The 25,517-nt window shown below is 72.4% G+C and carries 23 protein-coding genes; 6 read left to right on the forward strand and 17 right to left on the reverse strand.

What is annotated here, in order from left to right; genetic code table 11:
- Positions 1-104: 104 nt before the first annotated feature.
- From ACWED2_RS31530 to ACWED2_RS31550, 5 genes are all read right to left on the reverse strand, one after another.
- Positions 105-3,482, reverse strand: a complete 3,378-nt coding sequence (locus ACWED2_RS31530; RefSeq protein ID WP_449694144.1) for a pyruvate carboxylase — start codon at positions 3,480-3,482, stop codon at positions 105-107.
- 113 nt (positions 3,483-3,595) lie between these two features.
- Positions 3,596-3,814: a hypothetical protein gene (locus tag ACWED2_RS31535; RefSeq protein WP_449694145.1), complete on the reverse strand. Its 219-nt coding sequence runs from the start codon at positions 3,812-3,814 to the stop codon at positions 3,596-3,598.
- Positions 3,815-3,852: 38 nt separating this feature from the next.
- Positions 3,853-4,746, reverse strand: a complete 894-nt coding sequence (locus tag ACWED2_RS31540) for a S8 family peptidase (RefSeq protein WP_449694146.1) — start codon at positions 4,744-4,746, stop codon at positions 3,853-3,855.
- Positions 4,747-4,783: 37 nt separating this feature from the next.
- Entirely contained in the window at positions 4,784-7,396 is a 2,613-nt protein-coding gene (locus ACWED2_RS31545; protein ID WP_449694147.1) for a caspase, EACC1-associated type, read from the reverse strand.
- 36 nt (positions 7,397-7,432) lie between these two features.
- Complete coding sequence (locus ACWED2_RS31550) at positions 7,433-8,584, reverse strand: erythromycin esterase family protein (RefSeq protein WP_449694148.1); 1,152 nt, start codon at positions 8,582-8,584, stop codon at positions 7,433-7,435.
- Between the two features lie 31 nt (positions 8,585-8,615).
- Between ACWED2_RS31550 and ACWED2_RS31555 the strand changes: the two genes are divergently transcribed.
- On the forward strand, positions 8,616-9,251 hold the full coding sequence (locus tag ACWED2_RS31555; protein WP_449694149.1) for a TetR/AcrR family transcriptional regulator: 636 nt from the start codon (positions 8,616-8,618) through the stop codon (positions 9,249-9,251).
- Here ACWED2_RS31555 and ACWED2_RS31560 read toward each other — a convergent pair.
- Genes ACWED2_RS31560 through ACWED2_RS31570 form a run of 3 tightly spaced genes read right to left on the reverse strand, consistent with a single transcriptional unit; the run spans position 9,211 to position 13,412 of the window.
- Complete coding sequence (locus ACWED2_RS31560) at positions 9,211-9,630, reverse strand: N-acetyltransferase family protein (protein ID WP_449694150.1); 420 nt, start codon at positions 9,628-9,630, stop codon at positions 9,211-9,213. The genes ACWED2_RS31555 and ACWED2_RS31560 overlap by 41 nt on opposite strands.
- 47 nt (positions 9,631-9,677) lie before the next feature.
- A complete protein-coding gene (gene recG, locus ACWED2_RS31565) occupies positions 9,678-11,831 on the reverse strand; it encodes an ATP-dependent DNA helicase RecG (protein ID WP_449694151.1) in 2,154 nt (717 codons plus the stop codon).
- A gap of 3 nt (positions 11,832-11,834) precedes the next feature.
- Positions 11,835-13,412, reverse strand: a complete 1,578-nt coding sequence (locus ACWED2_RS31570) for a DAK2 domain-containing protein (RefSeq protein ID WP_449694152.1) — start codon at positions 13,410-13,412, stop codon at positions 11,835-11,837.
- A 134-nt stretch (positions 13,413-13,546) separates the two neighbouring features.
- On the opposite strand from ACWED2_RS31570, the gene rpmB reads away from it, so the two are divergent.
- Complete coding sequence (gene rpmB, locus ACWED2_RS31575) at positions 13,547-13,738, forward strand: 50S ribosomal protein L28 (protein WP_176172341.1); 192 nt, start codon at positions 13,547-13,549, stop codon at positions 13,736-13,738.
- Between the two features lie 57 nt (positions 13,739-13,795).
- Here rpmB and ACWED2_RS31580 read toward each other — a convergent pair whose 3' ends face one another.
- The 3 genes from ACWED2_RS31580 to ACWED2_RS31590 all read right to left on the reverse strand — a co-directional run bounded on the left by ACWED2_RS31580 (position 13,796) and on the right by ACWED2_RS31590 (position 15,870).
- Complete coding sequence (locus ACWED2_RS31580; RefSeq protein ID WP_449694153.1) at positions 13,796-14,563, reverse strand: alpha/beta fold hydrolase; 768 nt, start codon at positions 14,561-14,563, stop codon at positions 13,796-13,798.
- 68 nt (positions 14,564-14,631) lie between these two features.
- On the reverse strand, positions 14,632-15,309 hold the full coding sequence (locus ACWED2_RS31585) for a uracil-DNA glycosylase (protein ID WP_449694154.1): 678 nt from the start codon (positions 15,307-15,309) through the stop codon (positions 14,632-14,634).
- Positions 15,310-15,339: 30 nt separating this feature from the next.
- Positions 15,340-15,870, reverse strand: coding sequence for a gamma carbonic anhydrase family protein (locus ACWED2_RS31590; RefSeq protein ID WP_449694155.1), 531 nt, complete (start codon positions 15,868-15,870; stop codon positions 15,340-15,342).
- A 32-nt stretch (positions 15,871-15,902) separates the two neighbouring features.
- Between ACWED2_RS31590 and ACWED2_RS31595 the strand changes: the two genes are divergently transcribed.
- Positions 15,903-17,114: a glycoside hydrolase family 27 protein gene (locus ACWED2_RS31595; RefSeq protein ID WP_449694156.1), complete on the forward strand. Its 1,212-nt coding sequence runs from the start codon at positions 15,903-15,905 to the stop codon at positions 17,112-17,114.
- On the opposite strand, the gene ACWED2_RS31600 is transcribed toward ACWED2_RS31595, so the two are convergent.
- Entirely contained in the window at positions 17,101-17,580 is a 480-nt protein-coding gene (locus ACWED2_RS31600; protein WP_449694157.1) for a GNAT family N-acetyltransferase, read from the reverse strand. The genes ACWED2_RS31595 and ACWED2_RS31600 overlap by 14 nt on opposite strands.
- 16 nt (positions 17,581-17,596) lie before the next feature.
- Positions 17,597-18,553 carry a thiamine-phosphate kinase gene (locus ACWED2_RS31605; RefSeq protein ID WP_449694158.1) on the reverse strand — a complete coding sequence of 319 codons (957 nt, stop codon included), beginning with the start codon at positions 18,551-18,553 and terminating at the stop codon, positions 17,597-17,599.
- 137 nt (positions 18,554-18,690) lie between these two features.
- Here ACWED2_RS31605 and ACWED2_RS31610 point away from each other — a divergent pair, with 137 nt between their 5' ends.
- Positions 18,691-18,924, forward strand: a complete 234-nt coding sequence (locus ACWED2_RS31610; RefSeq protein WP_003091994.1) for an Lrp/AsnC family transcriptional regulator — start codon at positions 18,691-18,693, stop codon at positions 18,922-18,924.
- Between the two features lie 19 nt (positions 18,925-18,943).
- Complete coding sequence (locus ACWED2_RS31615) at positions 18,944-19,480, forward strand: DUF3515 domain-containing protein (RefSeq protein ID WP_449694159.1); 537 nt, start codon at positions 18,944-18,946, stop codon at positions 19,478-19,480.
- On the opposite strand, the gene ACWED2_RS31620 is transcribed toward ACWED2_RS31615, so the two are convergent.
- Positions 19,477-20,571, reverse strand: coding sequence for a D-alanine--D-alanine ligase family protein (locus ACWED2_RS31620; protein ID WP_449694160.1), 1,095 nt, complete (start codon positions 20,569-20,571; stop codon positions 19,477-19,479). The genes ACWED2_RS31615 and ACWED2_RS31620 overlap by 4 nt on opposite strands.
- 600 nt (positions 20,572-21,171) lie before the next feature.
- Positions 21,172-22,536, reverse strand: a complete 1,365-nt coding sequence (pdxR, locus tag ACWED2_RS31625) for a MocR-like pyridoxine biosynthesis transcription factor PdxR (protein ID WP_449694161.1) — start codon at positions 22,534-22,536, stop codon at positions 21,172-21,174.
- Between the two features lie 85 nt (positions 22,537-22,621).
- Between pdxR and ACWED2_RS31630 the strand changes: the two genes are divergently transcribed.
- The gene (locus ACWED2_RS31630; RefSeq protein ID WP_449694162.1) at positions 22,622-23,278 is read left to right on the forward strand and encodes a pyridoxamine 5'-phosphate oxidase family protein; all 657 of its coding nucleotides are present in this window, start codon (positions 22,622-22,624) and stop codon (positions 23,276-23,278) included.
- On the opposite strand, the gene ACWED2_RS31635 is transcribed toward ACWED2_RS31630, so the two are convergent.
- Positions 23,250-24,671, reverse strand: a complete 1,422-nt coding sequence (locus ACWED2_RS31635; protein WP_449694163.1) for a sensor histidine kinase — start codon at positions 24,669-24,671, stop codon at positions 23,250-23,252. The genes ACWED2_RS31630 and ACWED2_RS31635 overlap by 29 nt on opposite strands.
- A complete protein-coding gene (locus tag ACWED2_RS31640) occupies positions 24,668-25,381 on the reverse strand; it encodes a response regulator transcription factor (protein ID WP_449694164.1) in 714 nt (237 codons plus the stop codon). The genes ACWED2_RS31635 and ACWED2_RS31640 overlap by 4 nt, the downstream gene beginning before the upstream one ends.
- Between the last annotated feature and the right edge of the window lie 136 nt (positions 25,382-25,517).

Here is a 25,517-nt window from a genome sequence, read left to right on the forward strand (position 1 = left end):
CAGCTGGCGCTGGCCGCGGCCGATCGGGGTCATCGCGTCGATGGCGGTGATGCCGCGCGTGAGTGGTAATTCGGGTTCTAACCCGAATTACCACTCACGACGGCTTACTCCAGGACCAGCAGGAGGTCACCGCCTTCGACCTGCTGCACGCTCGTGATCGCCAGCCGGCCCACCGTTCCGCCGGTGGACGCCGTGATCGAGGCCTCCATCTTCATCGCCTCGATGGTCGCGACCGTCGCTCCGGCTTCGACCGTGTCGCCCTCGGCGACCTGCAGCGTCACCACGCCCGCGAACGGCGCCGCGACCTGCTTCGGGTTGCCCTTCTCGGCCTTCTCCGTCGCCGGGATGTCCGAGGCGATCGAGCGGTCGCGGATCTGGATCGGCCGGAGCTGGCCGTTCAGCGTCGACATCACCGTGCGGACGCCGCGCTCGTCGGCCTCGCCGATCGCTTCCAGCTCGATGAGCAGCCGCACACCGGGTTCGAGGTCGACCGCGTACTCCTCCCCCGGCCGCAGCCCGTAGAAGAAGTCCTTGCTGGGGAGCACGGACGTGTCGCCGTAGGCCTCGCGGTGCGCCTCGAACTCCTTGGTCGGGCCGGGGAACAGCAGCCGGTTGAGCGTCCGCCGCGGGTGTTCCGCAAGGGCCGTGCGGTCCTCTTCGGACAGTTGGGCGACCGGCTTCGCGGCGGCCCGGCCTTCCAGGGCCTTGGTGCGGAACGGCTCCGGCCAGCCGCCCGGCGGGTCGCCGAGCTCGCCGCGCAGGAAGCCGATCACCGAGTCGGGGATGTCGAACCTGTTCGGCTCCGCCTCGAAGTCGGCCGGGGACACGCCCGCGCCGACCAGGTGCAGCGCGAGGTCGCCGACGACCTTCGACGACGGCGTCACCTTCACCAGGTGACCGAGGATCTTGTCCGCGGCGGCGTACATCGCCTCGATGTCCTCGAACCGGTCGCCCAGGCCCAGCGCGATGGCCTGCGTGCGCAGGTTCGACAGCTGGCCGCCGGGGATCTCGTGGTCGTAGACGCGCCCGGTCGGCGACGCGAGCCCGGCCTCGAAGGGCGCGTAGATCTTGCGCACGCTCTCCCAGTACGGCTCCAGGTCGCCGATCGCCCGCAGGTCCAGCCCGGTGGTGCGGGCCGAGTGGTCGGTGGCCGCCACGATCGAGGACAGCGACGGCTGCGACGTCGTGCCCGCCATCGACGAGACCGCGCCGTCGACGGCGTCCGCGCCCGCGTTGATCGCCGCGAGGTAGGTGGCCAGCTGGCCGCCCGCGGTGTCGTGGGTGTGGATGTGCACCGGCAGGTCGAACTCCTTGCGCAGCGCGGTGACCAGCTTGGTCGCCGCGGGCGCGCGCAGCAGCCCGGCCATGTCCTTGATCGCCAGGACGTGCGCCCCGGCGCCGACGATCTGCTCGGCCAGCTTGAGGTAGTAGTCGAGCGTGTAGAGCTTCTCGCCCGGGTCGGAGAGGTCCGAGGTGTAGCAGAGGGCGACCTCGGCGACCGCGGTCCCGGTCTCGCGCACGGCCTCGATGGCCGGGCGCATCTGCTCGACGTCGTTGAGCGCGTCGAAGATCCGGAAGATGTCGATGCCGGTCTTCGTCGCCTCCTGGACGAAGGCGGTGGTCACCTCGGTCGGGTACGGCGTGTACCCGACGGTGTTGCGGCCGCGCAGCAGCATCTGGAGGCAGATGTTCGGCACGGCTTCGCGCAGCGCGGCCAGCCGCTCCCACGGGTCCTCGGCGAGGAACCGCAGCGCGACGTCGTAGGTCGCGCCGCCCCAGCACTCCAGCGACAGCAGCTGCGGCAGGGTGTTCGCGACGACCGGCGCCACCGCGAGGAGATCCTTCGACCGGACGCGGGTGGCGAGCAGCGACTGGTGCGCGTCGCGGAAGGTCGTGTCGGTGACGCCGATGTGCGGCGACTCCCGCAGCCAGCGCGCGAACCCGGCCGGGCCCAGCTCGACGAGCTTCTGCTTCGAGCCCGGCGCCGGCTCGGCGTCCTTCGGGAGCTTCGGCAGCTTGACCGTGGCGTCCGGGGTCTTCGGGCGCTCGCCGTGCGGCTTGTTGACCGTCTGGTCGGCGAGGTAGGTCAGCAGCCGGGTGCCGCGGTCGGCGGACTGCCGTGCGGTGAGCAGCTGCGGGCGCTCCTCGATGAACGACGTCGTGACGCGGCCGGCGCGGAAGTCCGGGTCGTCGAGGACGGCCTGCAGGAACGGGATGTTCGTGGCGACGCCGCGGATCCGGAACTCGGCGACGGCCCGGCGCGCGCGGCCGACGGCGGTCTTGAAGTCGCGGCCGCGGCAGGTGAGCTTCACCAGCAGCGAGTCGAAGTGGGCGCTGATCTCGGTGCCGGAGAAGGCGGTGCCGCCGTCGAGCCGGATGCCGGAGCCGCCCGGCGAGCGGTAGGCGGAGATCATCCCGGTGTCCGGGCGGAAGCCGTTGGCCGGGTCTTCGGTGGTGATGCGGCACTGCAGGGCGGCGCCGCGCAGGTAGATCTTGTCCTGGCTCAGACCGAGGTCGGCAAGGGTCTCGCCGGAGGCGATCCGCAGCTGCGACTGCACCAGGTCGACGTCGGTGACCTCTTCGGTGACCGTGTGCTCGACCTGGATGCGCGGGTTCATCTCGATGAAGACGTGCTTGCCCTGCTTGTCGAGCAGGAACTCGACGGTGCCGGCGTTGCGGTAGCCGATCTGGCGGGCGAACTTGACGGCGTCCGCGCAGATGCGGTCCCGCAGCTCGGGGTCGAGGTTCGGCGCCGGCGCGAGTTCGACGACCTTCTGGTGGCGCCGCTGCACCGAGCAGTCGCGCTCGTAGAGGTGGATGACATTGCCTTGGCCGTCGGCGAGGATCTGCACCTCGATGTGCCGCGGCTCGACGACGGCCTTCTCGAGGAAGACGGTGGGGTCGCCGAAGGCGGACTCGGCCTCCCGCGCGGCGGCCTCGATGGACTCGCGCAGCAGGGCGGGGTCCTCGACCCGGCGCATGCCGCGCCCGCCACCACCGGCGACGGCCTTGACGAAGACGGGGAAGCCGAGCTCGTCGGCCGCGGCGACCAGGGCGTCGACGTCGTGCGAGGGTTCGGACGACCCGAGCACGGGCACGCCGGCCTCGCGCGCGGCCTTGACCGCTCGGGCCTTGTTCCCGGTGAGTTCGAGGATCTCGGCGCTCGGCCCGACGAAGGTGATGCCCGCTTCTTCGCACGCGCGCGCGAGATCGGGGTTCTCCGAGAGGAAGCCGTAGCCGGGGTAGACGGCATCGGCCCCGGCCTTCTTCGCCGCGGCGACGATCTCGTCGACCGAGAGGTAGGCGCGCACGGGGTGACCGGGTTCGCCGATCTCGTACGCCTCATCGGCCTTCAGCCGGTGCAGCGAGTTGCGGTCTTCGTGCGGAAACACGGCAACCGTGCCGGCACCCAGTTCGTAGCCGGCGCGGAACGCCCGGATCGCGATCTCCCCGCGGTTGGCCACCAGAACCTTGCGGAACATGCCCGGTCCTTCCCTCTTGGATCGGTAAGTCAACGCACGTTACCCGGTTTTTCCCGCTCTGCGGGAGTTGAGTCCCGGGTGATGGACATCATGCGGACCAGGGGGTTCGGTGGTCACCCTTGGTGGCAGTCCTCGACGACACCTCGGCGCGTGAACAGCCGGATGCGGTCCGGGCGGTGTTCCAACGTGACGGCCATCGTCTTGTCGAGGTCGACGACCTGCACGTGGAAGCCGTCCCGCTCGCAGCGTCCGGAGGCGTCCTCGGCCTTCCGGCCGACCAGCTCGGCCAGGTCGAACGAGGGTCGGCGGGGATCGAGCGGGAACCCGGGCATGGCGCACCTCCGGTGAGCCAGCTTTCCGGAGTCCGGGCTCACCCGCCAGACGGCGCGTAGAGCAACCGGTTGGCCGTCCCGTCCGGGACCCCCTTCAGCACATCCGGCGTCGCGACTTTCACCAGGGCGTCGTCGACCTGCGCCGGCGTGTCCTCGGGGTGCTGGGCCCGGTACAGCGCCGCCACCCCGGCCGCGAACGCCGCCGCCATCGACGTGCCCGATTCCGGGCCCGCGCCCGTTCCGCCCGCGATCGGGGACGGGATGTCCGTGCCCGGGGCGTAGAGGTCGACGTCCTGGCCCGAGTTCGACGTCTTGTCCGGGCGGTCCTGCGCGTCGGAAGCCGCGACGGTCAGCGCCTCCGGCACCCGGCCCGGTGAGTAGCCGCTCGCGTCGGCCGTCTCGCTGCCGGCCGGGACCGCGATCGGCATCACCGTCGCCAGCCGCTTCACCGCGGCGTCGAGCTGGTCGTTCGGCACGCCGCCGATGCCGAGGAGCGCGACCGCCGGCTGCTGGGCGTTCTGCGCCACCCAGTCGATCCCGGCGATGATCTGGTCGGTCGCGCCGCCGCCGTCTTTGTCGAGCACCCGCACCGGGACGATCTGCGCGCCCTTCGCCACGCCGTAGTCCTTGCCCGCGGCGATGCCGGCGAGGCGGGTGCCGTGGCCGTTGGTGTCCGTGGTGTCGGAGCCGCCGCTGAGGAAGTCCCGTCCCGGCGCGACCCGGCCCTGGAAGTCGGGGTGCATCGCGTCGACGCCGCTGTCGATCACGTAGATCGTGACGCCCGACCCGTCGCTCGCGTAGTGGTAGCTGTGGTCGAGGCCGGTCCGCTGGTCGATCCGGTCCAGCCCCCAGCTGGGCGGATCCGGCTGCACTCCACCGGCCGCCGCCGGTCCGGCGAGGACGACCGCCGCGGCCGTGAGAAGCATCTTCATGATCGTCGTGGTACCCCCGCGGTGCCCGGACGACAACTCAGGACTGTCGCCCGTTCGGCTGATTCCGCAGGCTGAGGACCGCGGTGTCGATCGCCAGCAGCACGAGCGCCGACACGGCGATCACCTGACCCGCGTAGGTGAGGGAAGAGTAATCCACCAGCACGGCGAACGTCGGCCCCAGAATCCCGGCGAGGCCGGCGATGCCCATCGTGAGCACCGCGCTGCCGACCGGACGCGGGTGCAGCACCACGGCGACGACGGGAACGGCGACCGCCAGCACCGCGCCGGACACGTAGTAGGCGGCGTTGCGGCCGGCGCTGTCGGCGTCGTAGGCGGACAGTTCCACGAGCTGGGCGATCCACCCGGCGCCGAGCAGCACGCCGAGCCCGATCGCCAGCCAGGCCGCCCACCCGCGCACCGGCCCGGCGCGGAACCCGACGGCGGGGTTGCGGCGCAGGGCCACCAGCGCGCAGGCCCCGGCGAGCACCCACGCGATGTGCGCGAGGAGGACGAAGGTGAACCCGGCGTTCAGCCCGGTGCCCGAAGACCTGGTGGCCCCGTTGCCGTCGAACCCGACCAGGGTGATCCCGGTGTCCGGCCCGGCGGCCGTGGCCGCGGCCAGGGTGATGCTCTCGCCGACGAACCGGGCCAGCCCGAACAGGGCGCCCAGCCCCACGCCGGCCAGCAGCGCGGGTCCGGTCCGCGCTCTCGTTCGCGGCACGAGGGTCAGCAGCCCGGCGAGGAGTGCGCAGGCGGCGACGAGCCCGACGTAGTACTCCATGCCGGGGCGGTATTCGGCGAGGGTGTAGCTGTCCCAGCGGTACTTCAGCGGCAGCCCGACCACGGCGAACACCGAGCCGGCGATGGCGGCCACCCCGGCGAACCCGCCGACGGGATCCGCGGCACCGGGCTGGGTGGTTCGCCCCGCGGGCACCGGCTGCGCTCCAGCGAGCTCCGGCTCAGGCGCCGAGCGCGGCTCGCGCTCCCGCTCCGCGGCGGGCACCGGCCCGGCCACTCCGGCCGGCTTCGCCTCGGCCGCACCAACCGGCCCCACCCCGGCAGCGAGCTCCGGCTCGGGCGCCGAGCCCGGCTCACGCTCCCGCTCCACGGCGGGCACTGGCCCGGCCACCCCGGCCGACTTCGCCTCGGCCGCACCAACCGGCCCCGCCCCCGCAGCAGGCACCGCCTCCGTGGCAGGCTCCGGTTCGGGCGCCGAGCCCGGCTCACGCTCCCGCTCCACGGCGGGCACCGGCCCGGCCACCCCGGCCGACTTCGCCTCGGCCGCACCAACCGGCCCCACCCCGGCAGCGAGCTCCGGCTCGGGCTGCCGCACCGCCGGCTCGGACGGCGAGCCCGGCTCGCGCTCCGCCGCCACGTCCGGCTCGGCCACCGCGACCGCCGCCGGGGCCGGCTCGACCTGCGCCGGCAGTGCCTCGATCTCCACCGCCACCACGACATCCCCGGTCGGCCCGCTCACCACCACCTTCCCGCGCCGCACCCCCGCTCCGCCCGCCGTCGCCGACAGTTCTGCCCCGCCGGGGACCTCCGTCACCCCGATCCACGGGTGCGAAGCCTCGAATCGCACCTCCCGCGCCACCGGCGGCCCCAGCACCCGCACCACCGCGGACGCCCGCGCCCCTGCTGCGGCCGACAAGCGCACCGCCGGGACGTCCACCCGCACCACCGCGGACGACAGCGCTTCCGAAGCCGCCGCCGCCACGTGCTCGATGTCCGTCGATGCCATCGCCCGGAGCGCCTCGAACGCCCCCATCGCCACCGGCAGGCTCGAGCTCGACAGCCGGCGCCGGAGCTCGGCGACCGCGCCGAGGCGGGTGAACGGGTTCTCCGCCCCGATCGCCGCCGCCAGGTCGGGCGGCACCGGGGACGGCTTGATGCGGCGCCGCCTGCTCTTCGCCAGGTACAGCTCGCCCTGCATCTCGATGTCGCGGCTCGGTGTCTGCTTCGGGTTGCGCTCGCGGACCCGGTCGAACAGGTACTCGTACAGCTCGCCCAGCGCGATCAAGCCGTCCTCGTCGCGGTCGGCTTCGCCCGTGCGCAAGCCCTCCACCAGCGCCGACGTGAACACCGACGGCTGGGCGGGCTCGCCGGCGGCCAGCGTCGCGCCCTCGAACGCGTACTCGATCGAGTTCGACGCCGTGATCACCGCCCGGCCGCGGCCGCCGCGGAAGCTGTCGAGCACGTTCGCGTCACCCGAAGCCCGGACCGCCACCCCCTGGCCGAACGCCCCTCCGTAACAACAGTCCAGCAGCAGGACGATGCTGCGCGAACGGCTCTGCCGGATGCACTGCTGCACGAAGTCCGCGGGCACCGCCGTCGACCGCAGGCGGTCCGGCCGCGTGTTGCGGGCGGCGAAGTACAGCCCGCCCGAATCGTCCTTCAAGCCGTGGCATGAAAAGTGCATCAGGAGGACGTCGTCGGGCCTGCCCTCCAGGCACAGGTCCTCGATCTCCGCCTGCACCACGTGCGCGGTCTCGTTCCGCACGACGCGGACCTCGAAGTCGCTGATCGCCCGGTCGCCGAGCACCCCGGCCAGGGCGTCGGCGTCCGCCGCGGGCGAGCCCAGCCGCTGCAGCCCCGCGTTGTCGTACTCGCCGTTGGCGACGATCAGCGCCCGCCTCCGCCCGGCCATACCGGTAGGAAACGCCCATCGCACGCACTGCGGCAATCAGCCGAACGGGCACACCTGTTCGGCGCCACCGGCGAAAATCGTTTCCTGCTTTTCGAGGCAGACGACGGCGTCCCAGGCGGCCGCGACGTCCACCGCGGGGGTCATGTGCGCGTGCCGGATGCCCGACGCCGCTGGGTGCGCGACCACGCACGGGGCCCGCGAAGCCAGCACCGCCTCGACACTCCCGGAATCCGGTTCGCCGAGGGCCTGCTCGAACATCCGGAACCCCAGCGGGAAAGCCGGGTTGGGCGCCAGCCCGGTGGTCGTCCCGGAGACGGCGGTCAAGGCGAGCGCGAAGTAGCGATCGCCCAGCTCGGCCGCCAGGTGCGTGCCCGCCGACGGCGCCGTCATGCCCGGCATCGGCGAGAACGGGACGCGCTGGAGGTGTCCGTTGTGGAGCATCAGCACGATCTTCTCGCCCGGGTGCAGCCGCCGCAGCAGCCGGACGGTGGCCGCCATGTAGGTGTCCCGCGACGAGCTCTGCGGCTCGGGCGCGCGGCCCGCCGTCAGCGCGTCCAGCTCCCGCAGGTACAGGTCGACGCGCAGCGCGCCCTCCGCGTGGTGCGCGGCGACGTCGCCGTAGCCGAGGGACTCCATGTGTCCCTTGAGGACGGCCAACGCCGTCGTCGCGGCATCCCGCGCTTCGCCACTCATCGCCGCGTACCGCCCCGGCGCGACCGCGCTGCTCACCGACGCGTACGGCTCGCACGCGGCGAGCGCAGCGTCCACGAGGGACACGTTGGCCGGATCCACGCGCAGCACCTCCGCGCGCAGCGCCCGCAGCGACGGCACCGGCGAACCCGCCGAACTCGGTACGTCGAGCCCGAAGAACCGGACGCCGCGGCCGCGCAGCCAGGTCAGCATCTCGTGCACCTCGGCCGAGTCGCCGAGGCCGAAGGTGAAGCCGTCCCGCGCGATGTCGGCGACTTCGCCCGGACCGCCCTGCAGCCACGCGTCGACCAGGTGCCCCTCCGGGAAGCCGCCTTCGAACCCGAGCACGGTGAACCCGCGTTCGGTGACGAGGTGGCGCAGGAGGCGGTCGCGCAGCGCGCCGAACTCGCGGATGTGATGGTTGTTCTCGCCGATGGCGACGACTTCGGCGTCGCCGATCAGCTCGGCGATCTCGGCAACGTCGACGGTTCCTGTCATACTGGGGACACTAACGCAACAGGAGTAGCAGTTGGCAACCGAGATTTCCGGGACCAAGCGGCCGGGCGGGCGCACCGAGCGGACCCGCCTGGCCGCCCTGAACGCCACCCTGGAGCTGCTCGGGGAACGCGGGTACGCGGAGCTGACCGTCGAGGCGGTCGCCGAACGCTCCGGCGTGCACAAGACGACGCTCTACCGCCGCTGGGAGTCGGCCGAGGGCCTGGTCGCGGCGGCCCTGCAGATGGGCACCGAGCAGGAGTGGGCCGCCCCGGACACCGGTTCCCTGGAGGGCGACCTGCGCGGGATCAACCTCGAGCTGGTGCGCTACTTCACCACGCCGGGCGAGCGCGAGCTCCCGACGGCGTCGATCTCGGCCGCGTTCCTCTCCGCGCGCGCCGCCGACGCGCTGCAGGAGTTCTACGTCGACCGCCACGCGCGCTCGGCCGCCGCCGTGCACCGCGCCGTCGAGCGCGGCGAGGTCCCGCCCGGCACCGACGCCGTCGAGGTGGTCCGGGTGGCCTGCGGGCCGATCTTCTACCGGCTGTTCGTCTCCCGGGAGGGCGTGACGCCGGCGGACGCCGACATCGCCGCGAAAGCCGCCGCGGCCGCCGCGAAGGCCGGCGTGTTCACGGCAGCCGGCGGCGGTACCGCATCTCCTCCAGCGTGACGCGCCCCTCGTCGATCGTCTCCGTCTGGCGGGCGTCGTCGTCCACCCAGCCCTGCCGCACGTAGAACGCCTTCGCGCGCTCGTTCGTCGCGAGCACCCACAGCACGGCGCTCTCGCCGGACATCTCCGCGACGACCCGGTCGTGCAGCGCCCGGCCGACGCCGCATCCCCAGAACTCCGGCAGCAAGTACAGCGCGTACAGCTGCGAAGGCCCGAAGGCGGCGAAGCCCGCGACGACGCCGTCCTCCTCGGCGACCAGCACCTGCCCGGAACCGTCGCCGATGCGCCGGGCCCACGCCGCCGCGCGCGAGGAAGCCGAGAGCCGCGCGAGGAAATCAGCCGGGATCAGGCCTTCGTAAGCCGCCTGCCACGACCGCACGTGGACCTCGCCGATCGCCTCGGCGTCGGCGGCCGTGGCCGGGCGGATCAGCTCTTCTCCAGGTACTCGGCGCGCTCGACGTCGACGACGTCCGCGACCATCTGCGCCAGGCCGCGGTACTTCGTCAGCTCCGGGTCCTGCGTGACGAGCTCCTGCGCCAACGCCCGGGAGGCGGCGATCACGTCCTCGTCCCGCAGCAGCGAAAGCAGCTTCAGCGTGGACCGCTTGCCCGACTGCGCGGCGCCGAGGATGTCGCCTTCGCGGCGCAGTTCGAGGTCCAGGCGCGACAGCTCGAAGCCGTCCGTCGTGGACTCGACCGCCGCCAGCCGCTCCCGGGTCGCCGTGCCGTCGAGGGTCTCGGTGACCAGCAGGCACAGCCCCGGCACGCTGCCCCGGCCGACGCGGCCGCGCAGCTGGTGCAGCTGGCTGACGCCGAACCGGTCGGCGTCCATGATCACCATCGCGGTCGCGTTCGGCACGTTCACGCCGACCTCGATCACCGTGGTCGCGACCAGGACGTCCAGCTGGGCCGCCGAGAACGCGCGCATCACGGCGTCCTTGTCGTCGGGCGGCATCCGGCCGTGCAGCACGCCGATCTTCAGGCCTTGCAGCGGGCCGTGCTCCAGCTCGGGGGCCACTTCGAGGACCGCGAGCGGCGGCCGCTTGTCGCTCTTGTCCGACGGCGGCTCGTCGCCGATCCGCGGGCACACGACATACGCCTGGTGCCCCTTGCCGACCTCCTCGCGCACCCGCTGCCAGATCCGCTCGAACCAGGCCGGCTTCTCGGCGACCGGCACGACGGTGGTGGCGATCGGCGACCGCCCGACCGGCATCTCGCGCAGCGCGGAGACCTCCAGGTCGCCGTACACGGTCATGGCGACCGTGCGCGGGATCGGTGTCGCGGTCATGACGAGCACGTGCGGGCTGGTGTCGCCGGCACCGCGGGTGCGCAGCGCGTCCCGCTGCTCGACGCCGAAGCGGTGCTGCTCGTCGACGACGGCGAGGCCGAGGTCGGCGAACTCGACGTGGTCCTGGATCAGCGCGTGCGTGCCGACGACGATGCCGGCCTCGCCGCTGACGATCTCCAGCAGCGCCTTCTTGCGCTCCTTCGCGCCCATCGACCCGGTGAGCAGCGTGACCTTCGTCGCGGTCTCCGCCGCGCCCAGCTCGCCCGCCTGGCCGAGGTCACCGAGCATTTCCCGCAGCGACCGCGCGTGCTGCGCGGCGAGCACCTCGGTCGGCGCCAGCATCGCGGCCTGCCGCCCGTTGTCGACGACCTGCAGCATCGCCCGCAGCGCGACGACGGTCTTGCCCGAGCCGACCTCACCCTGCAGCAGCCGGTTCATGGGGTGCTCGGAGGCCAGATCCGCGGCGATCTCGTCGCCGATGCCCCGCTGGCCCGCCGTCAGGTCGAAGGGCAGCCGCTTGTCGAAGGCGTCCAGCAGACCGCCGCTGACGTGCGGGTTCGCCTTCGCCGGCCGCGAGATGGCCGAGTGCCGCCGCTGCGCGAAGATCAGCTGGACGGCCATGGCTTCGTCCCACTTGAGCCGCTTCTTCGACGCTTCCAGGTGCGCCCAGTTCTCCGGGCGGTGGATGCCGCGCAACGCGTTGTCGAGGTCGGCCAGCTTGTGCAGGCGCCGCAGCTCGGCGGGCATCGGGTCCTCGTCGACCTCGAGGACGTCGAGGACCTGGCGCACGCACTTGGCGATCGACCAGGTCGGCATGCCCTGCGCCGCCGGGTACACCGGGATGATCGCGGCGAGGAAGTTGTCCATCGCCTCGGCTTCGTTCTCGGCGTCGAACAGCTCGTACTCCGGGTTGGTCAGCTGCAGCGTGTCGCGGAAGGCGGACACCTTGCCGGCGAACAGGCCGGTCTTGCCGGGGACGAGGTCCTTCTCCCGCCAGGCCTGGTTGAAGAACGCGCAGGTCAGCCGCCGTTTTCCGTCGGTGATGACCATGTCGAGGATGGTCCCGTTGCGTGCCTTCATCCGCCGCTTGCTCACCTTTTCGATGCGCGCCAGCACGGTGGCGTGCTCGCCCAGCTCGAGGCCGTGGATGTCGGTGAGCTCGCCGCGCTCGGCGTAGCGGCGCGGGTAGTGGCGCAGCAGGTCGCTGACCGTTTCGATGTCCAACGACGTGGCGAGCGCCTTCGCCGTTTTGGCGCCCAGCAGCAACGGCAGCTTGTCGCGCAGTCCGGCCATCCGCTATTCGACTCCCATCAGCAGCACGGCGTCCGCCTGGCCGCTGGCGTAGCTGGTCAGCTCCACCTCCGGGTGCTCCACCCGCAGCTGCTCCGCGAGCTCCTCGGCGACCCCCGGCGGGGCCGCCGCCCCGCTCAGCACCGTCACCAGCTCGCCACCGAGGGCCAGCATCCGGTTCAGCACCTTCATCGCGGCCGCGACCAGGTTCGTCTCGGACGCGGGCGCGGGCTCGATCAGCACCACCTCGTCGTCGACCAGGCCGACCACGTCACCGGACTGGGCCCGGCCCACCCAGGTTAGCGACTCCTCCTGCGCGATCCGCAGTTCGCCACGCCTGGTGGCGGCGGCCGCTTCGGCCATCGCGACGACGTCGTCGTTGGTGCGGCGGCCGGCGTCGTGCACGGCGAGGGCGGCCAGCACCTGCACCGGCGAGGCGCACGGGATGACCACGACGTCCCGGTCCGCGGCCATCGCGTGCCCGGCCGCGGTGTCGGCGGCGGCGGTGAGCGCGACGCTGCCCGGGAGCACGGTCACCTGCTGCCCGGCGGCCTCGTTGAGCAGGCCGATCATGTCCTCGACGCTCGGTGTCCCGCCCTCGGGCACGGCCAGCACCGGGATGCTTTCGGCGCGCAGCAGCTCGGCCAGCGCCCCGCCGTGGACGACGGCGACGACCGTGCGGTCGATCCCGCCGCCCGGCTCGATCGGCGTCGGCGTCAGCAGCGGCTCGACCCGGATCTTGCGCGGGCGGCCGAGCGCGAGGCCGGCCTCGATGGCGGCGCCGATGTCGGCGCAGTGGACGTGCACGGCGTGGCTGCCCGAGCCGTCGCCGGCCACCGTGACGCTGTCGCCGAGGCCGCTGAGCTCCTTGCGCAGGGTGGGCAGGCTCGCTTCCTCGACGCCGTCGAGGAGGTACATGACCTCCCAGCCGTAGGCCTCGTCGTGGGCGTGCGCGTGGACCTCGAGGGCGTGGTCCTGCTCGACGGGGGCGCCGGTGAGCACGCCGACCAGCGCGTCGAGCACGGCGACGAGACCGCGCGCGCCGGCGTCGACGACCCCGGCCCTGGCCAGCGCGGGCAGCTGCTCAGGCGTCTTCTCGAGGGCGTGCGCGGCTTCTTTCGCGGCTTTGGCCGCGACTTCGCCCAGGGGGCTCGTCTCCCCGCGGACGGCGAGGGCGACTGAGTGCAGCACGGTGAGGATGGTCCCGGCGACCGGGCGGCTGACGGCGCCGGTGGCGACCTCGTCGGCGTGGCCCAGTGCTCCGGCCAGCCACGGGCCGTCCAGGTCGCCTTCGGCGCGGTCGGCCAGGCCGCGGACGACCTGGGAGAGGATCACGCCGGAGTTGCCCTTCGCGGAGGCGACCGCGCCGCGCGCGAGGATCTTCAGCGCCTCGGCGGCGGATTCCGGGCTCGCTCCGGAGAGCTCCCGGGCCGCGCCGGTCATGGTGAAGAGCATGTTGGAGCCGGTGTCGGAATCGGCCACGGGGTAGACGTTGATCTCGTCGATGGCCGGCCGCAGGCTCGCCAGGCTGCGCACACAACCCGCAGCCCAGGCCGACACCGCCGCCGCGTCCAGCACCCGCACCCCGTAACCTCCTACCCGGTCCCCGGGCAGCGTATCGACCCGGTGCCGGGGGCCTCGATCGCAGTAGTTACTATGGTCGAGTTGCCCAGTGCATCTGGGCTCATTTCTATGACCCAGATCCAAAGGAGTTCGACGTGGCTGCCGTGTGCGACGTCTGTGGCAAGGGACCGGGCTTCGGCAAGGCGGTCTCGCACTCCCACCGCCGTACCAACCGCCGGTGGAACCCGAACATCCAGACCGTCCACGCCAAGGTGGGTGTGTCCCAGCGCAAGCGCCTGAACGTGTGCACCTCGTGCATCAAGGCGGGCAAGGTCGTTCGCGGCTGACGCTGAAGCGAAGTTTGGGATGGCGGGTGCTCCTCGGAGCACCCGCCATTTTCATGCTTACTTCAGGAAATCGGTCAGCAGGTCTTTGAGGGTCTCCGGGTACTGGAGGACTCCGTGGTCCTGCCCTTCGAGCGTTTCGTGACGGGCACCGGGCACCGCCGCGGCCGCCGCGCGGGCGCCTGACCGGAGTGCGTCGTCGCTCGCGCCGCCGCCGATCACCAGCGTGGGGATCCCGATGCGGGCCAGGGAGTCACGGGGCCGGGCGTCCGGGCCGCAGATCGTCAGGTCGTACGGCAGCGTGTGCGCCAACGCCGTGAACCAGCCCCACACCGGGGCCTGCTTCATCCCCTCGATCATCTCCGCCGGAGTGCCCGCGACCTGCAGGAACGTCGCCACCGCGGCGTCCCGGTCCCCCGCCGCCAGCTGGGCACGCACCTCGTCCACCACGTCGGCCCGGGGGTGCTCGTCAGTCGCGTAAGGCGGCTCGTACGCCACCACCTTCTCGATGCCGATGCCCGCCGCGGCCGCCTCCAGGGCCAGGATCGCGCCCGACGAGTGCCCGAACACCGACGCCGTGCCGCCCAGGTGCGCGATCAGCGCCGCGAGGTCCTCGATCTCCCGCTCCACCGCGTACTCGGCCGAGTCGCCGGAGTCACCGCGGCCGCGGCGGTCGTAGTTGACCACCGTGAAGTCGCCGGCCAGGACCTCCGCCAGGCCCACCGTGGTCGTCCGGTCGTTGAAGGCGCCGCCGACCAGGATCACCGGCGGGCCGTCGCCGCGCTGCTCGAAGAAGATGGTCGAGCCGTCGGCCGAGATGACGTTCATGGTTTCCTCCGGGAAAGGGTTCGTTCACCCCTTGGTCGGAGCCGTCACGCCGATCCGGACACCGATCCTCAGGGAAGTTTCCAATCGACCGGCGCCGCGCCCTGCTGCTCCAGGAGCTGGTTGGCCCGGCTGAACGGGCGTGATCCGAAGAAGCCGTTGTGCGCCGAGAGCGGGCTCGGGTGCGCGGATTCGATGCACGGGACGTCACCCAGCATCGGACGCAGGTTGCGGGCGTTGCGGCCCCACAGGATCGCCACCATCGGCTCCGGCCGGGCGGCGAGGGCCTTGATCGCCTGCTCGGTGACCGCTTCCCAGCCCTTGCCCTGGTGCGAGTTCGACTTGCCGGGCTGCACGGTCAGCGACCTGTTGAGCAGCAGCACGCCCTGCTCGGCCCACGGCGTCAGGTCGCCGTTGGACGGCAGCGGGTGGCCGAGGTCGTCGACGTACTCCTTGTAGATGTTGATCAGGCTCTTCGGGATCGGCCGGACGTCGGGCGCCACCGAAAAGCTCAGGCCGACCGCGTGCCCCGGCGTCGGGTACGGGTCCTGGCCGACGATCAGCACGCGGACGTCGTGGAACGGCTGCTTGAACGCGCGCAGCACGTGCTCGCCCGCCGGCAGGTAGGTGCGGCCCGCGGCGATCTCCGCGCGGAGGAACTCCCCCATCGCGGCGACCTGCGGCGCCACCGGTTCGAGGGCTTTCGCCCAGCCTGCCTCGACGATGTCCTGCAGCGGTCGTGCGGTCACGGCGCGCAAGCCTACCGGGCGTGGCCGGCGTCACCCGAGCGGGTCGAGCCGCCTCAGCTCGGCCCGGAACCGCCGCGCCCGCCGCACGTACGAATCGACGACCAACGCGATGTTGTCCGCGCTGAACGACTTGTTCTCCCGGGTCTTCGCGGGCACGCCCAGCGCGATCTCGCCGGTCTTGACGTACGCGCCGTAGGAGAGCACCGCGCCGGCACCGACCATGCCGCCGTCCTCGATCACCGAGCCGTTGAGCACCACCGAGCCGGACGCGATCAGGCAGCCGGTGCCGATCGTCGCGCCCTCGACGTGCACCGCGTGCCCGATCGCCGACGACGGCCCGAGGATCGTCGGGTGCCGCTCGGTGCAGTGCAGGACGCAGCCGTCCTGGACGTTCGACCGTTCGCCGATCTCGATGTAGCCGTGGTCGCCGCGCAGCACGGTTTGCGGCCACACCGACGCGTGCGCGCCGATCCGGACGTCGCCGATCACCGTCGCGTCCGGGTGGACGTAGGCGTCGGGGTGGATCGTCGGTTCGAGATCACCGAGCGCGTAGATGGCCATGCCGCCTCCGGGTGACTGCGGTTTCACTTCCCGTGCGATTGGATCACGCCATCGCCGCCACACCGAAAACCAGCCCGCTCCTGCTCGTCCTCGTCGTGCTGACGTGGCTGCTCAGCCTGCCCGTCGCCACGCCGGCGCTGGCGAACGGCCTGGCCGGCACCCCGCCGATGGGTTGGAACAGCTGGAACCAGGTCCGCTGCTACGACCTGACCGAGGACGTCGTGAAGCGGGCCGCCGACGCGCTCGCCGACACCGGCCTGCGTGACGCGGGTTACAAGTACGTCGTCGTCGACGACTGCTGGCAGGCACCCACCCGGGCCGCCGACGGCTCCCTGCAACCGGACCCGCAGCGGTTCCCGCACGGCATCGCCGACCTGGCCGACTACGTGCACTCCCGCGGCCTGCTGTTCGGCATCTACGCCGTGCCCGGCAGCCGGACCTGCGCCATGGCGAACGACGCCTACCCGGCGTCCGGCATCGGCTCGCTCGGGCACGAACGCCAGGACGCCGAGACGTTCGACCGCTGGGGCGTGGACTACCTCAAGTACGACTGGTGCAACGCCGACACCGTCGACGGCCTCGACCGGAAGGCCGCCTTCGAGAAGATGCGCGACGAACTCGCCGCGTTGCCCCGCCCGATCGTCTACGCGATCTCCGAGTACGGCGTCTCCAGCCCGTGGACGTGGGCGCGGCCGGTGGCGAACCTCTGGCGCACCACCTACGACCTGGTCCCGACCTGGGATTCCGTGCTGGCGACGATCGACCGGCAGGCCGGCGTCGCCGCCCACAGCGGCTCGCCCGGCGGCTGGAACGACCCGGACATGCTGCAGGTCGGCAACGGCACGCTGACCGCCGACGAGTCGCGCGCGCACTTCAGCGTCTGGGCCGTGCTCAACGCGCCGCTGTTCGCCGGCACCGACCCGGCGAAGCTCGGCGACGCCGACCTCGCGACGCTCGGCAACGCCGAGGCGATCGCCGTCGACCAGGACTTCGCGGGCAGCCAGGGGCGGCAGCTCGATGCCGGCCCCGGCTGGCAGGTATGGGGAAAACCGTTGTCCGGCGGCGGTTTCGCGGTGGTGCTGCTGAACACCGGCAGCACCACCGCGACCGTCTCCGCGTCGATCCCGGGCTCGTGGCAGGTCCGCGACCTCTGGGCCCACCGAGTAACGGGCACTGCCATCGGGTCCGTTTCCGCGTCCCTGCGGCCCCACGCGGCGGCCCTGCTGAAGCTCACGCCGAGGTGAGGTCCTTGCCGAAGCAGCGGCTTTCCGGCTCGTTCTTGTAGACGCCGAAGTGCGGGATCTCGGCGTAGCCCGACGACGTGTAGAGCGCGATCGCCTCCGGCTGCTTGGTCCCGGTCTCCAGGACCGCGCGCTTGCGGCCGCACAGCGCCGCCGTGCGCTCCAGCTCGGACAGGATCATCCGCGCGAACCCGCGGCCGCGGGCGGAATCGGCGACGTACATGCGCTTGAACTCGGCGTCGCCGTCCTGGAAGTCGGGCTCGGGGCCGTCGTGGGCGCGCCACGCGCCGCAGGCGACCGCCTCCTCGCCCTGGTAGCCGACGAGGAACACGCCCTGCGGCGGATCGAAGTCCGCGGGGCTCATCGGGGTGGCGTCCTCGCTGCCGTAGCGCTCGATGTACACCTGCTGCACCGCGGCCATGAGCTTGGCCGCGTCGGGGTGGTCGTAGGGGACCGGAACGATTCTCACGCTTCCGGAGCCTAGATCAGCGCCAGTGCGTCCATCCGCCTTCTCGGGAAAACGGTTTCCCGTCGACGGTGATCCCGGAGCCGGCCATGGTGACGACGCCGATGGTGTGCCAGCCGTCCGGCAGCTCGGTGAACGGCGGGAACGTGGCCGCCAGTGCGTGGTCCTCGCCGCCGGTGAGGACCCAGTCCAGCGGATCCGCGCCGAGGGCGGCGCCGACCTCGGTGAGCCGGGCGGGCACGTCGAGGTCGGCGGTGCGGACGTCGATGCCGACGCCGGAGGCCTCGCCGATGTGGCCCAGGTCGGCGAGCAGGCCGTCGGAGACGTCGATCATCGCGGTGGCCCCGGCCAGCGCGGCGCGCGGCCCGGCTTCGTAGGGCGGTTCCGGGCAGCGCTGGGCGTTGACCACGCCGACCGGCGACCGGAAGCCGCGGCCGAGCACGGCCAGGCCGGCCGCGGCCCAGCCGAGCCGCCCGTTCACCGCGACGACGTCGCCGGGCCGGGCGCCCGAGCGCGTCACCGGCTCGCGGTCGCCGAGGTCGCCCAGCGCCGTGACACTGATCACGAGCTGGTCGGCGCGGACCATGTCGCCGCCGGAGACGCCGACCCCGGCGCGTTCGGCTTCGGCCCACATGCCGTCGGTGAGCCCCTTCACGACGTCGCTGGGTGTCTCGGGCGGGCAGGCGAGCCCGACCAGGACGGTGGTCGGGGTGGCGCCCATGGCGGCGATGTCGGCGAGGTTGACCGCGACGGCCTTGCGCCCGACGTGCTCGGGCGTGGACCAGTCCAGGCGGAAGTGGACGCCCTGGACGAGCACGTCGGTGCTGGCGACCACGCGGCCGTCCGGGGCCGCGACGACGGCGGCGTCGTCCCCCGGGCCGAGCAGGGTGCCCGGGGGCTGGCGCCGTCCTTCGGTGACGGCTCGGATGAGCGCGAACTCGCCGGTCTCGGCGACCGTTCCGTCGTTCGGTGACACCGGTCACCTCTGCTTTCTCTACCGGGACAAAGATCGATCACCGATAGTCGGATGCCCTATGTTTTTCCGTGAGCTGGCGATACGTTGCTGATGACGTTCCTACCTTGACGAACAAGATCCCGACGAAAGGGCGCGCCGTGGTCCACGCATACATCCTCATCCAGACCGAGGTCGGCAAGGCGGCCGCGGTGGCTGCCGAGATCTCCAGCATCCCGGGAGTGACCAGCTCGGAGGATGTCACCGGACCGTACGACGTGATCGTCCGCGCCGCCGCCGACAACGTCGACCAGCTGGGGCAGCTCGTGGTGGCGAAGGTGCAGAACGTGGAGGGCATCACGCGGACGCTGACCTGCCCGGTCGTCCACCTCTGAGCAGTGGTGTAGTGGTCGGGTGCCTGATTCCGACACCGGCGCACCACCCCGGGTGGTGCTCGTCACGGCCGCCGCGCTCGCCGTGGCGCTGGCGGTCGCCGTCGCCGTGTTCGCCCTGACCCGGCCGTCCCCCGCGGACACTGCGGGGCCGCTGCCGTTGGTCGCCGTGCCGGCGCCTGCGGCGGGGTCGCCGGGCTGCACGACGCTGCTGGGCGCGGTGCCCTCCGAGCTGACCTCGAACGGGACGGCTTTGAAGGTGCGCGCACTGGCGTCCCCGGCACCGCCCGCCACGGTGGCCTGGGGTTCCCCCGATCCCGTGGTGTTGCGTTGCGGCCTCGACCGTCCCCCGGAGCTGACGCCGACGGCGCAGCTGCGGCTGGTGAACAAGGTGCAGTGGCTGCAGGTGCCGGGCGAGGGCGCGTCGACGTGGTACGTGGTGGACCGTGAGGTCTACGCGGCGCTGACGGTGCCGGACAGCGCCGGGACCGGGCCGCTGCAGGCCGTTTCGGACACCGTGGCGGCGAAGCTGGCTCCGCAGCCGCTGCGGTTCTCCTAGCGGAGGCCGGTTCCGCGGGCGATCGCGGTCTCGACGAGGGTGGTCAGCAGTGTGGTGTAGTCCATGCCGGTGACCTCCCACATCTTCGGGTAGGCGGACTTCGTCGTGAAGCCCGGCATGGTGTTGACCTCGTTGATGATCAGCTCGTGGTTCTCGGTGACGAAGAAGTCGACGCGGGCGAGGCCCTGGCAGTCCAGCGCCCGGAAGGCTTCGACGGCCATCGCGCGGAGCTTCTCGGTGAGGGCGTCGTCGAGCTTGGCCGGGATGTCGAGTTCGGCGTCGTCGCCGAGGTACTTGGTTTCGAAGTCGTACCAGGCGTTTTCGTCCTCGGACAGCACGCGGATCTCGGCGGGCAGCGACGCCTCGACGTGGCCGTCGGGGAACTCGAGGACCCCGCACTCGACCTCCCGCCCGACGACGGCGGCCTCCACGAGCACCTTCGGATCGGTCGCCCGGGCGAGTTCGATGGCGGCGTCCAGTTCGGCCCAGCCGGCGACCCGCGAGATGCCGACGGAGCTCCCGGCCCGGGAGGGCTTGACGAAGACGGGGAGCCCGAGCTTGCTCTTCTCCTGTTCGTCCAAACTGGACTGCCCCCGCTTCAAGCCGACGTACGTCCCGACCGGAAGCCCTTCGGCGGCAAGGAGTTTCTTGGCGGTCTCCTTGTCCATGGCGGCGGCGCTGGCGAGCACCCCGGGCCCGACGTACGGGATGCCGGCGAGTTCGAGGAGGCCCTGGATGGTGCCGTCTTCGCCGAAGGCCCCGTGCAGGACGGGGAAGACGACGTCGACCCGGGACAGCACCTCGCTTTCCCGCCCGGGTTCCACGGCGACGAGCCCTTGGCTGGACGGATCCCCGGCGAGCACGAGCCCCTTGCCGCCCTCGACGGACGGCAGTTCCCGGCCGCGGATGGCGAGCTGGGCGGAATCCCCGGTCCCGAGCACCCACCGGCCTTCCCGGGTGATCCCGACGGGGACGGCCTCGAACCGTTCGGGATCGAGGTGCCCCAGGACACTGCCGGCGGAAAGGCACGAGATGGTGTGCTCGCTGCTACGCCCACCGAACACGACGGCCACCCGGATCTTCTCGCTCATGGTGAGCCACCGTACCCGGTGACCTCGGGGAACAGCCGAGCCCGGTGCGCCGGGTGGGCCGGGGAGAGCGGTGAACGCAACGTGTGACGGGGTTGGCACGTCTTGTGTGTCGAGGGGGTTTTGTTGGGCCGGGTTCGCCGGGCCGGGTTCGCCAGGCCCATTCACCGGCCCGGATCCGCAAGACCAACTTCACCGGACCAAGCCCACCCAGCCCGTTCGCCGGATCGGACTCACCGGGCCGAGCCGCCAAGTCCCACACACCGGGTCAGATCCGCCGGACCAAGTCCCCAGAGCCGAATCCGCCCGGCCAAGCCCGCCCCACCACCTCCATCGCCCCGAGCCGGATCTCCCAGCCCCTTCACCGCCCCCGGATCGGCCAGACCGACCCCGCCAAACCCGGCCCACCACGCCAAGCCCCACCTCCGAGCCGGCCAACCAGCTGCGCCGCCAAGATCACCACCCCGGACAGCACCCGCCCTCCCAGGGGGAACCACCACCGAATTGACAATATCGCCACCAACCGACAGCAGCCTCGAAAAAAGCCCCCGCCCAGCGTGGTTGTCCACATCGCCGCCAACCTGTGCACAAACCGGAAAACGGTCAGCGCAACAACCCCACCAGCACCGGCAAAGCGGCCACCAAAGCCTCCCGCGAACACCCGGCGTACCCGATCGCCACCCCGTGCGCCGATGGTGGGCCGGCGAAGTGCCGCGCCAGTCCGTCCAACCGGATCCCGCGCCGCTCGGCCGCCGCGATCGCCGATGCCTCCACCGCCGCCGAGGAAAACGGGACCACGAGGTGCGCTCCCGCGTCGTCGCCTCGGACCGGGACCCCGGCCGAAGACAACGCTCCCGCCAGCAGGGTCCGTCGCTCGGCCATCTCGCGGCGCAGTTTCCGCAGGTGGCGGCCCAGGTCGCCGTTGCGGGCGAACTCGTACAGCACCCGCTGTCCGGCCGGCGACGGCCGGGTTCCCGTCAGGTCGCGGTACGCCAGCACCGCCGACGTGATCGCCTCCGGCGCCACCATCCAGCCCGCGCCCAAAGTCGGCGTGAGGATCTTCGACGTGGTCCCCAGGTGGGCCACCACGTCCGGCGCCAGCGAAGCCAGCATCGGCAGCGGCGCCACGTCGAACCGCAGCTCGCCGTCGTAGTCGTCCTCGATCACCAGCATCCCGGACGAACGCGCCCGCTCGACCAGTGACACCCGCCGAGGCGCGCTCAGCCTGCTGCCCATCGGGTACTGGTGGGCCGGCGAGCAGTACACCGCCCGGGCGTCCGGAGGTATCGCGTCCGGCCGCAGCCCCTCGTCGTCCACCGGCACGCCCACCACCCGCATGCCCGCGCGCCGGAACGCCTGCACCGCGCGCTGGTAGCCCGGCTCTTCGACGGCGACGACGTCGCCGCGCTCCAGCACCGCCGCGGCCAGCTCCACCACCGCCGCCGTCGTGCCGCCGGTCGCCAGTACCGAACCCGCCGCCAGGCCGCGGTGGCGCAGCAGGTGCTCCGACACCGCCGCGCGGTACTCCGGCAGCCCCGCGCGGTGGGCGCGCACCAGGGGCTCGGGGTCGGCCGCCGCCCGCCAGGCGCGCCGCCACGCCGCGCGGTCCAGGCCCGCCGCCCACGGAGCCCCCGGGCTGAGGTCGAGCAGCGAGGACACCGAGGCCTCGACCGCCGGGACAGCGGGCGCCGGGACCGAGGAAGCCGAGAAAGAAGGCGGGGTGGTCACGTAGGTGCCGGAGCCGTGCCGCCCGGTGATCCAGCCCTCGGCGTGCAATTGCTCGTACGCCGCCGACGTCACCGTGCGGCTGACGCCGAGCCGGCCGGCCAGCGCCCGCGTCGAAGGCAGCCGGTCGCCGCCGCGCAGGTGGCCGCTCGCCGCGGCTTCGCGCAGCGCGTCCGCCAGCTGGACGGCCAGCGGGGTCACCGCCGACCGATCGAGGCTCACCGGGAGCGCGGTGTCGGACACAGGACCTCCCCGGGGAAAGTGGACTTCCCAAGTATACGAGAAGTGGCCGTTTTCCGAGGCCACTGGTCGGGGAGACGCTGGTCGCATGTTGTCGACCACGCCCCGCACCACGCTCGGCCGCAAGAAGCACCGCGCCGTGACCGACCGCGCCGCGCTGCACGCCGTCCTCGACGAAGGGCTCATCTGCCACCTCGGGATCGTCCGCGACGGCGTGCCGCTGGTCCTCCCGACCGGCTACGGCCGCGACGGCGACACGCTCTACCTGCACGGTTCGACCGGCGCGGCCAGCCTCCGCACCGCCGCGCACGGCCTCGACGTCTGCGTGACGGTGACGCTCCTCGACGGCATCGTCTACTCGCGCTCGGTGAACAACCACTCGATGAACTACCGCAGCGCGGTCATCCTCGGCCAGGCGAAGCCCGTTCTCGACGCCGAAGCGAAGATGCACGGCCTCAAGGTGCTCACCGGCCACCTCGCCCCCGGCTCGTGGGAGCACGCGCGCGAGGTCAACGCCAAGGAGTTCGCCGCGGTGTCCGTGCTCGCGCTGGACCTCGCCGAGGCGTCGGTGAAGATGCGCGCCGAGGGCCCGGACGACGAGCCCGAAGACGTCGAAGCCGACGCCGCCTGGGCAGGCGTCCTGCCGGTCCGGACCGTCTACGGCGTGCCCGAGCCGTCCGAGGACCTCTCCCCGGGCTGGGCCACCCCGCCGCACGTCAGCGCGCGAGCGGCAGCCGCACGCTGAAAGTCGTCCGGCCCGGCACCGAAGACACCGACACCGTGCCGCCGTGCGCCGTGACCAGCGACTGGACCACCGACAGCCCGAGCCCGGTGCCGCCGTTGCCGCGGGTGCGGGAGTCGTCGACGCGGAAGAACCGGTCGAAGATCCGCTCCTGATCCCCCGCGGCGATGCCGGGCCCGGTGTCGGTGACCTCCACCACGGCGAAACCACCCGAAGCCGTCACCGAGACGTGCACCGACGTCCCGGGCGGGGTGTGCACGGCCGCGTTGGCCAGCAGGTTGTCCAGCACCTGCCGCAGGCGCACGGGATCGGCGTCCACGAACGCCGTCGCCGGCGACGAAGTCACCGGGTGGTCCGGCCGCCCGGCGGCGAACGCGTCCGCCGCGTCCCCGGCGAGCTCGGCCAGGTCGACGCGCTCGGGCCGCAGCGGCGTCTCGGCGGCCCGCGCGTCGAGCCGGGCCAGCAGCAGGAGGTCGTCGACGAGCACGGTCATCCGCGCGGTCTCCTCGCGGATCTTCGCCAGGTGGGCCTCGCGCTCGGCCGGTTCGTTCGCCGCCGCGTAGCGGAAGAGGTCGGCGTACCCGCGGATCGACGTCAGCGGCGTCCGCAGCTCGTGCGAGGCGTCCGCGACGAACCGGCGCAGCCGCTCGTTGGCCTCGGTCTTCGCGGAGAGGGACGTGTCGATGTGGGCCAGCATCACGTTGAACGCCGTCCGCAGCTCGTCGACTTCGGCGCCGCCGCCGGTGCCCGCCGCGCGCACCGGCAGGTCCGGGTTCGCGGTGAGGTCGTGGGAGGCGATGTCGTGCGCGGTGCCGGCCATGTCGGCCAGCGGGCGCAGGCCGCGGCGCAGCACCAGCCGTCCCACGACCACCAGCACGGCCAGCGCGAGCGCGAAGGCGCCGACCTCGACCCAGATCAGCTGCTGGACCGTGCCCTCGAGATCCTTCTGCGGCGCGGCGGACAGCAGCACCGAGTCCGTGTCGACCGGGCACGCCCGCACCCGGTACGGGCCGTCGTCGCGCAGGTAGATGTTCCGGGTGACGTCGCCGCCGACCGCCTCGGCGGCGATCTTCGCCAGCTGCTTGGCGTCGCCCGGCAGCCGGCCACCCGGCTCGGGGACGGCGACCCCGTCCTGCACCTTGTACAGCGCCGAGTACCACGAGTACACGGACTGCGGCGAGCCGTGCGTTTCGCGCAGCAGCGGCAGCTGCGTGTTCTGGCTCTTGGACAGCTGTTCGTCGAGCCGCCGGTCGAGGTAGCCGTGCATGATCCCGACCGTCGTGACGCCGACGGCCGCGAACACCACCAGCGCGAGCGCGCCGAGGCCGAGGGTGATCCGGGTGCCCAGCCGGGTGCGCTGCCAGGCCCCGTACCACCGGGCGAAAAAGCTCTTCACCGGTGCGCCTGCCGCACGACGTACCCGACGCCGCGGACGGTGTGGATCAGCGGCTCGCCGTCGACGGCGTCGACCTTGCGCCGCAGGTGCGAGATGACCAGTTCGACCACATTGGACCGGCCGCCGAAGTCGTACTCCCAGACGTGGTCGAGGATCTGCGCCTTGGTGAGCACCGACGGCGAGCGGCGCATGAGGTAGCGCAGCAGCTCGTACTCGGTCGGCGTCAGCTCGGCCAGGACGTCGCCGCGGCGGACCTCGCGGGTGTCCTCGTCCAGGGTCAGGTCGCCGACCCGCAGCACGGCCCCGCGCGCCTCGGGCTGGTGCGCGAGGCCGGCGCCGCGCCGCAGCACCGCCCGCAGCCGCGCCATCAGCTCCTCGACCGAAAACGGTTTCACGAGGTAGTCGTCACCCCCGCGGGTGAGCCCGGCGATCCGGTCGGCCGTCGCATCCTTGGCCGTGAGGAAGACCACGGGCACCGCGCTGCCGCCCGCCCGCAGGCGGTCGAGCACGGTGAAGCCGTCGAGGTCGGGCAGCATCAGGTCGAGCACGACGATGTCCGGGCCGAACTCCGCGGCCCGGCTCAGCGCGGCCTGCCCGGTGCCGGCCGTGACCGCCTGCCAGCCTTCGTACCGGGCGACGGTGGCGACGAGGTCGGCGATGTGCGGCTCGTCGTCGACGACGAGCAGGCGCACGGGGTCGGGAGTCTGCACCCCGGCATCTTCTCCCGCCGCCGCCCGCTGGGCGAGGCGGAGGCGGCGGCCGACAGGAATCCGACAGCCGGCACCCAGACTCGCCACAGGACGGGCGGCGAGGCTGGCCTTCGTGAACCGAACCGAAGGGGAATCC

This window comes from Amycolatopsis sp. NPDC005003, from assembly GCF_053600695.1.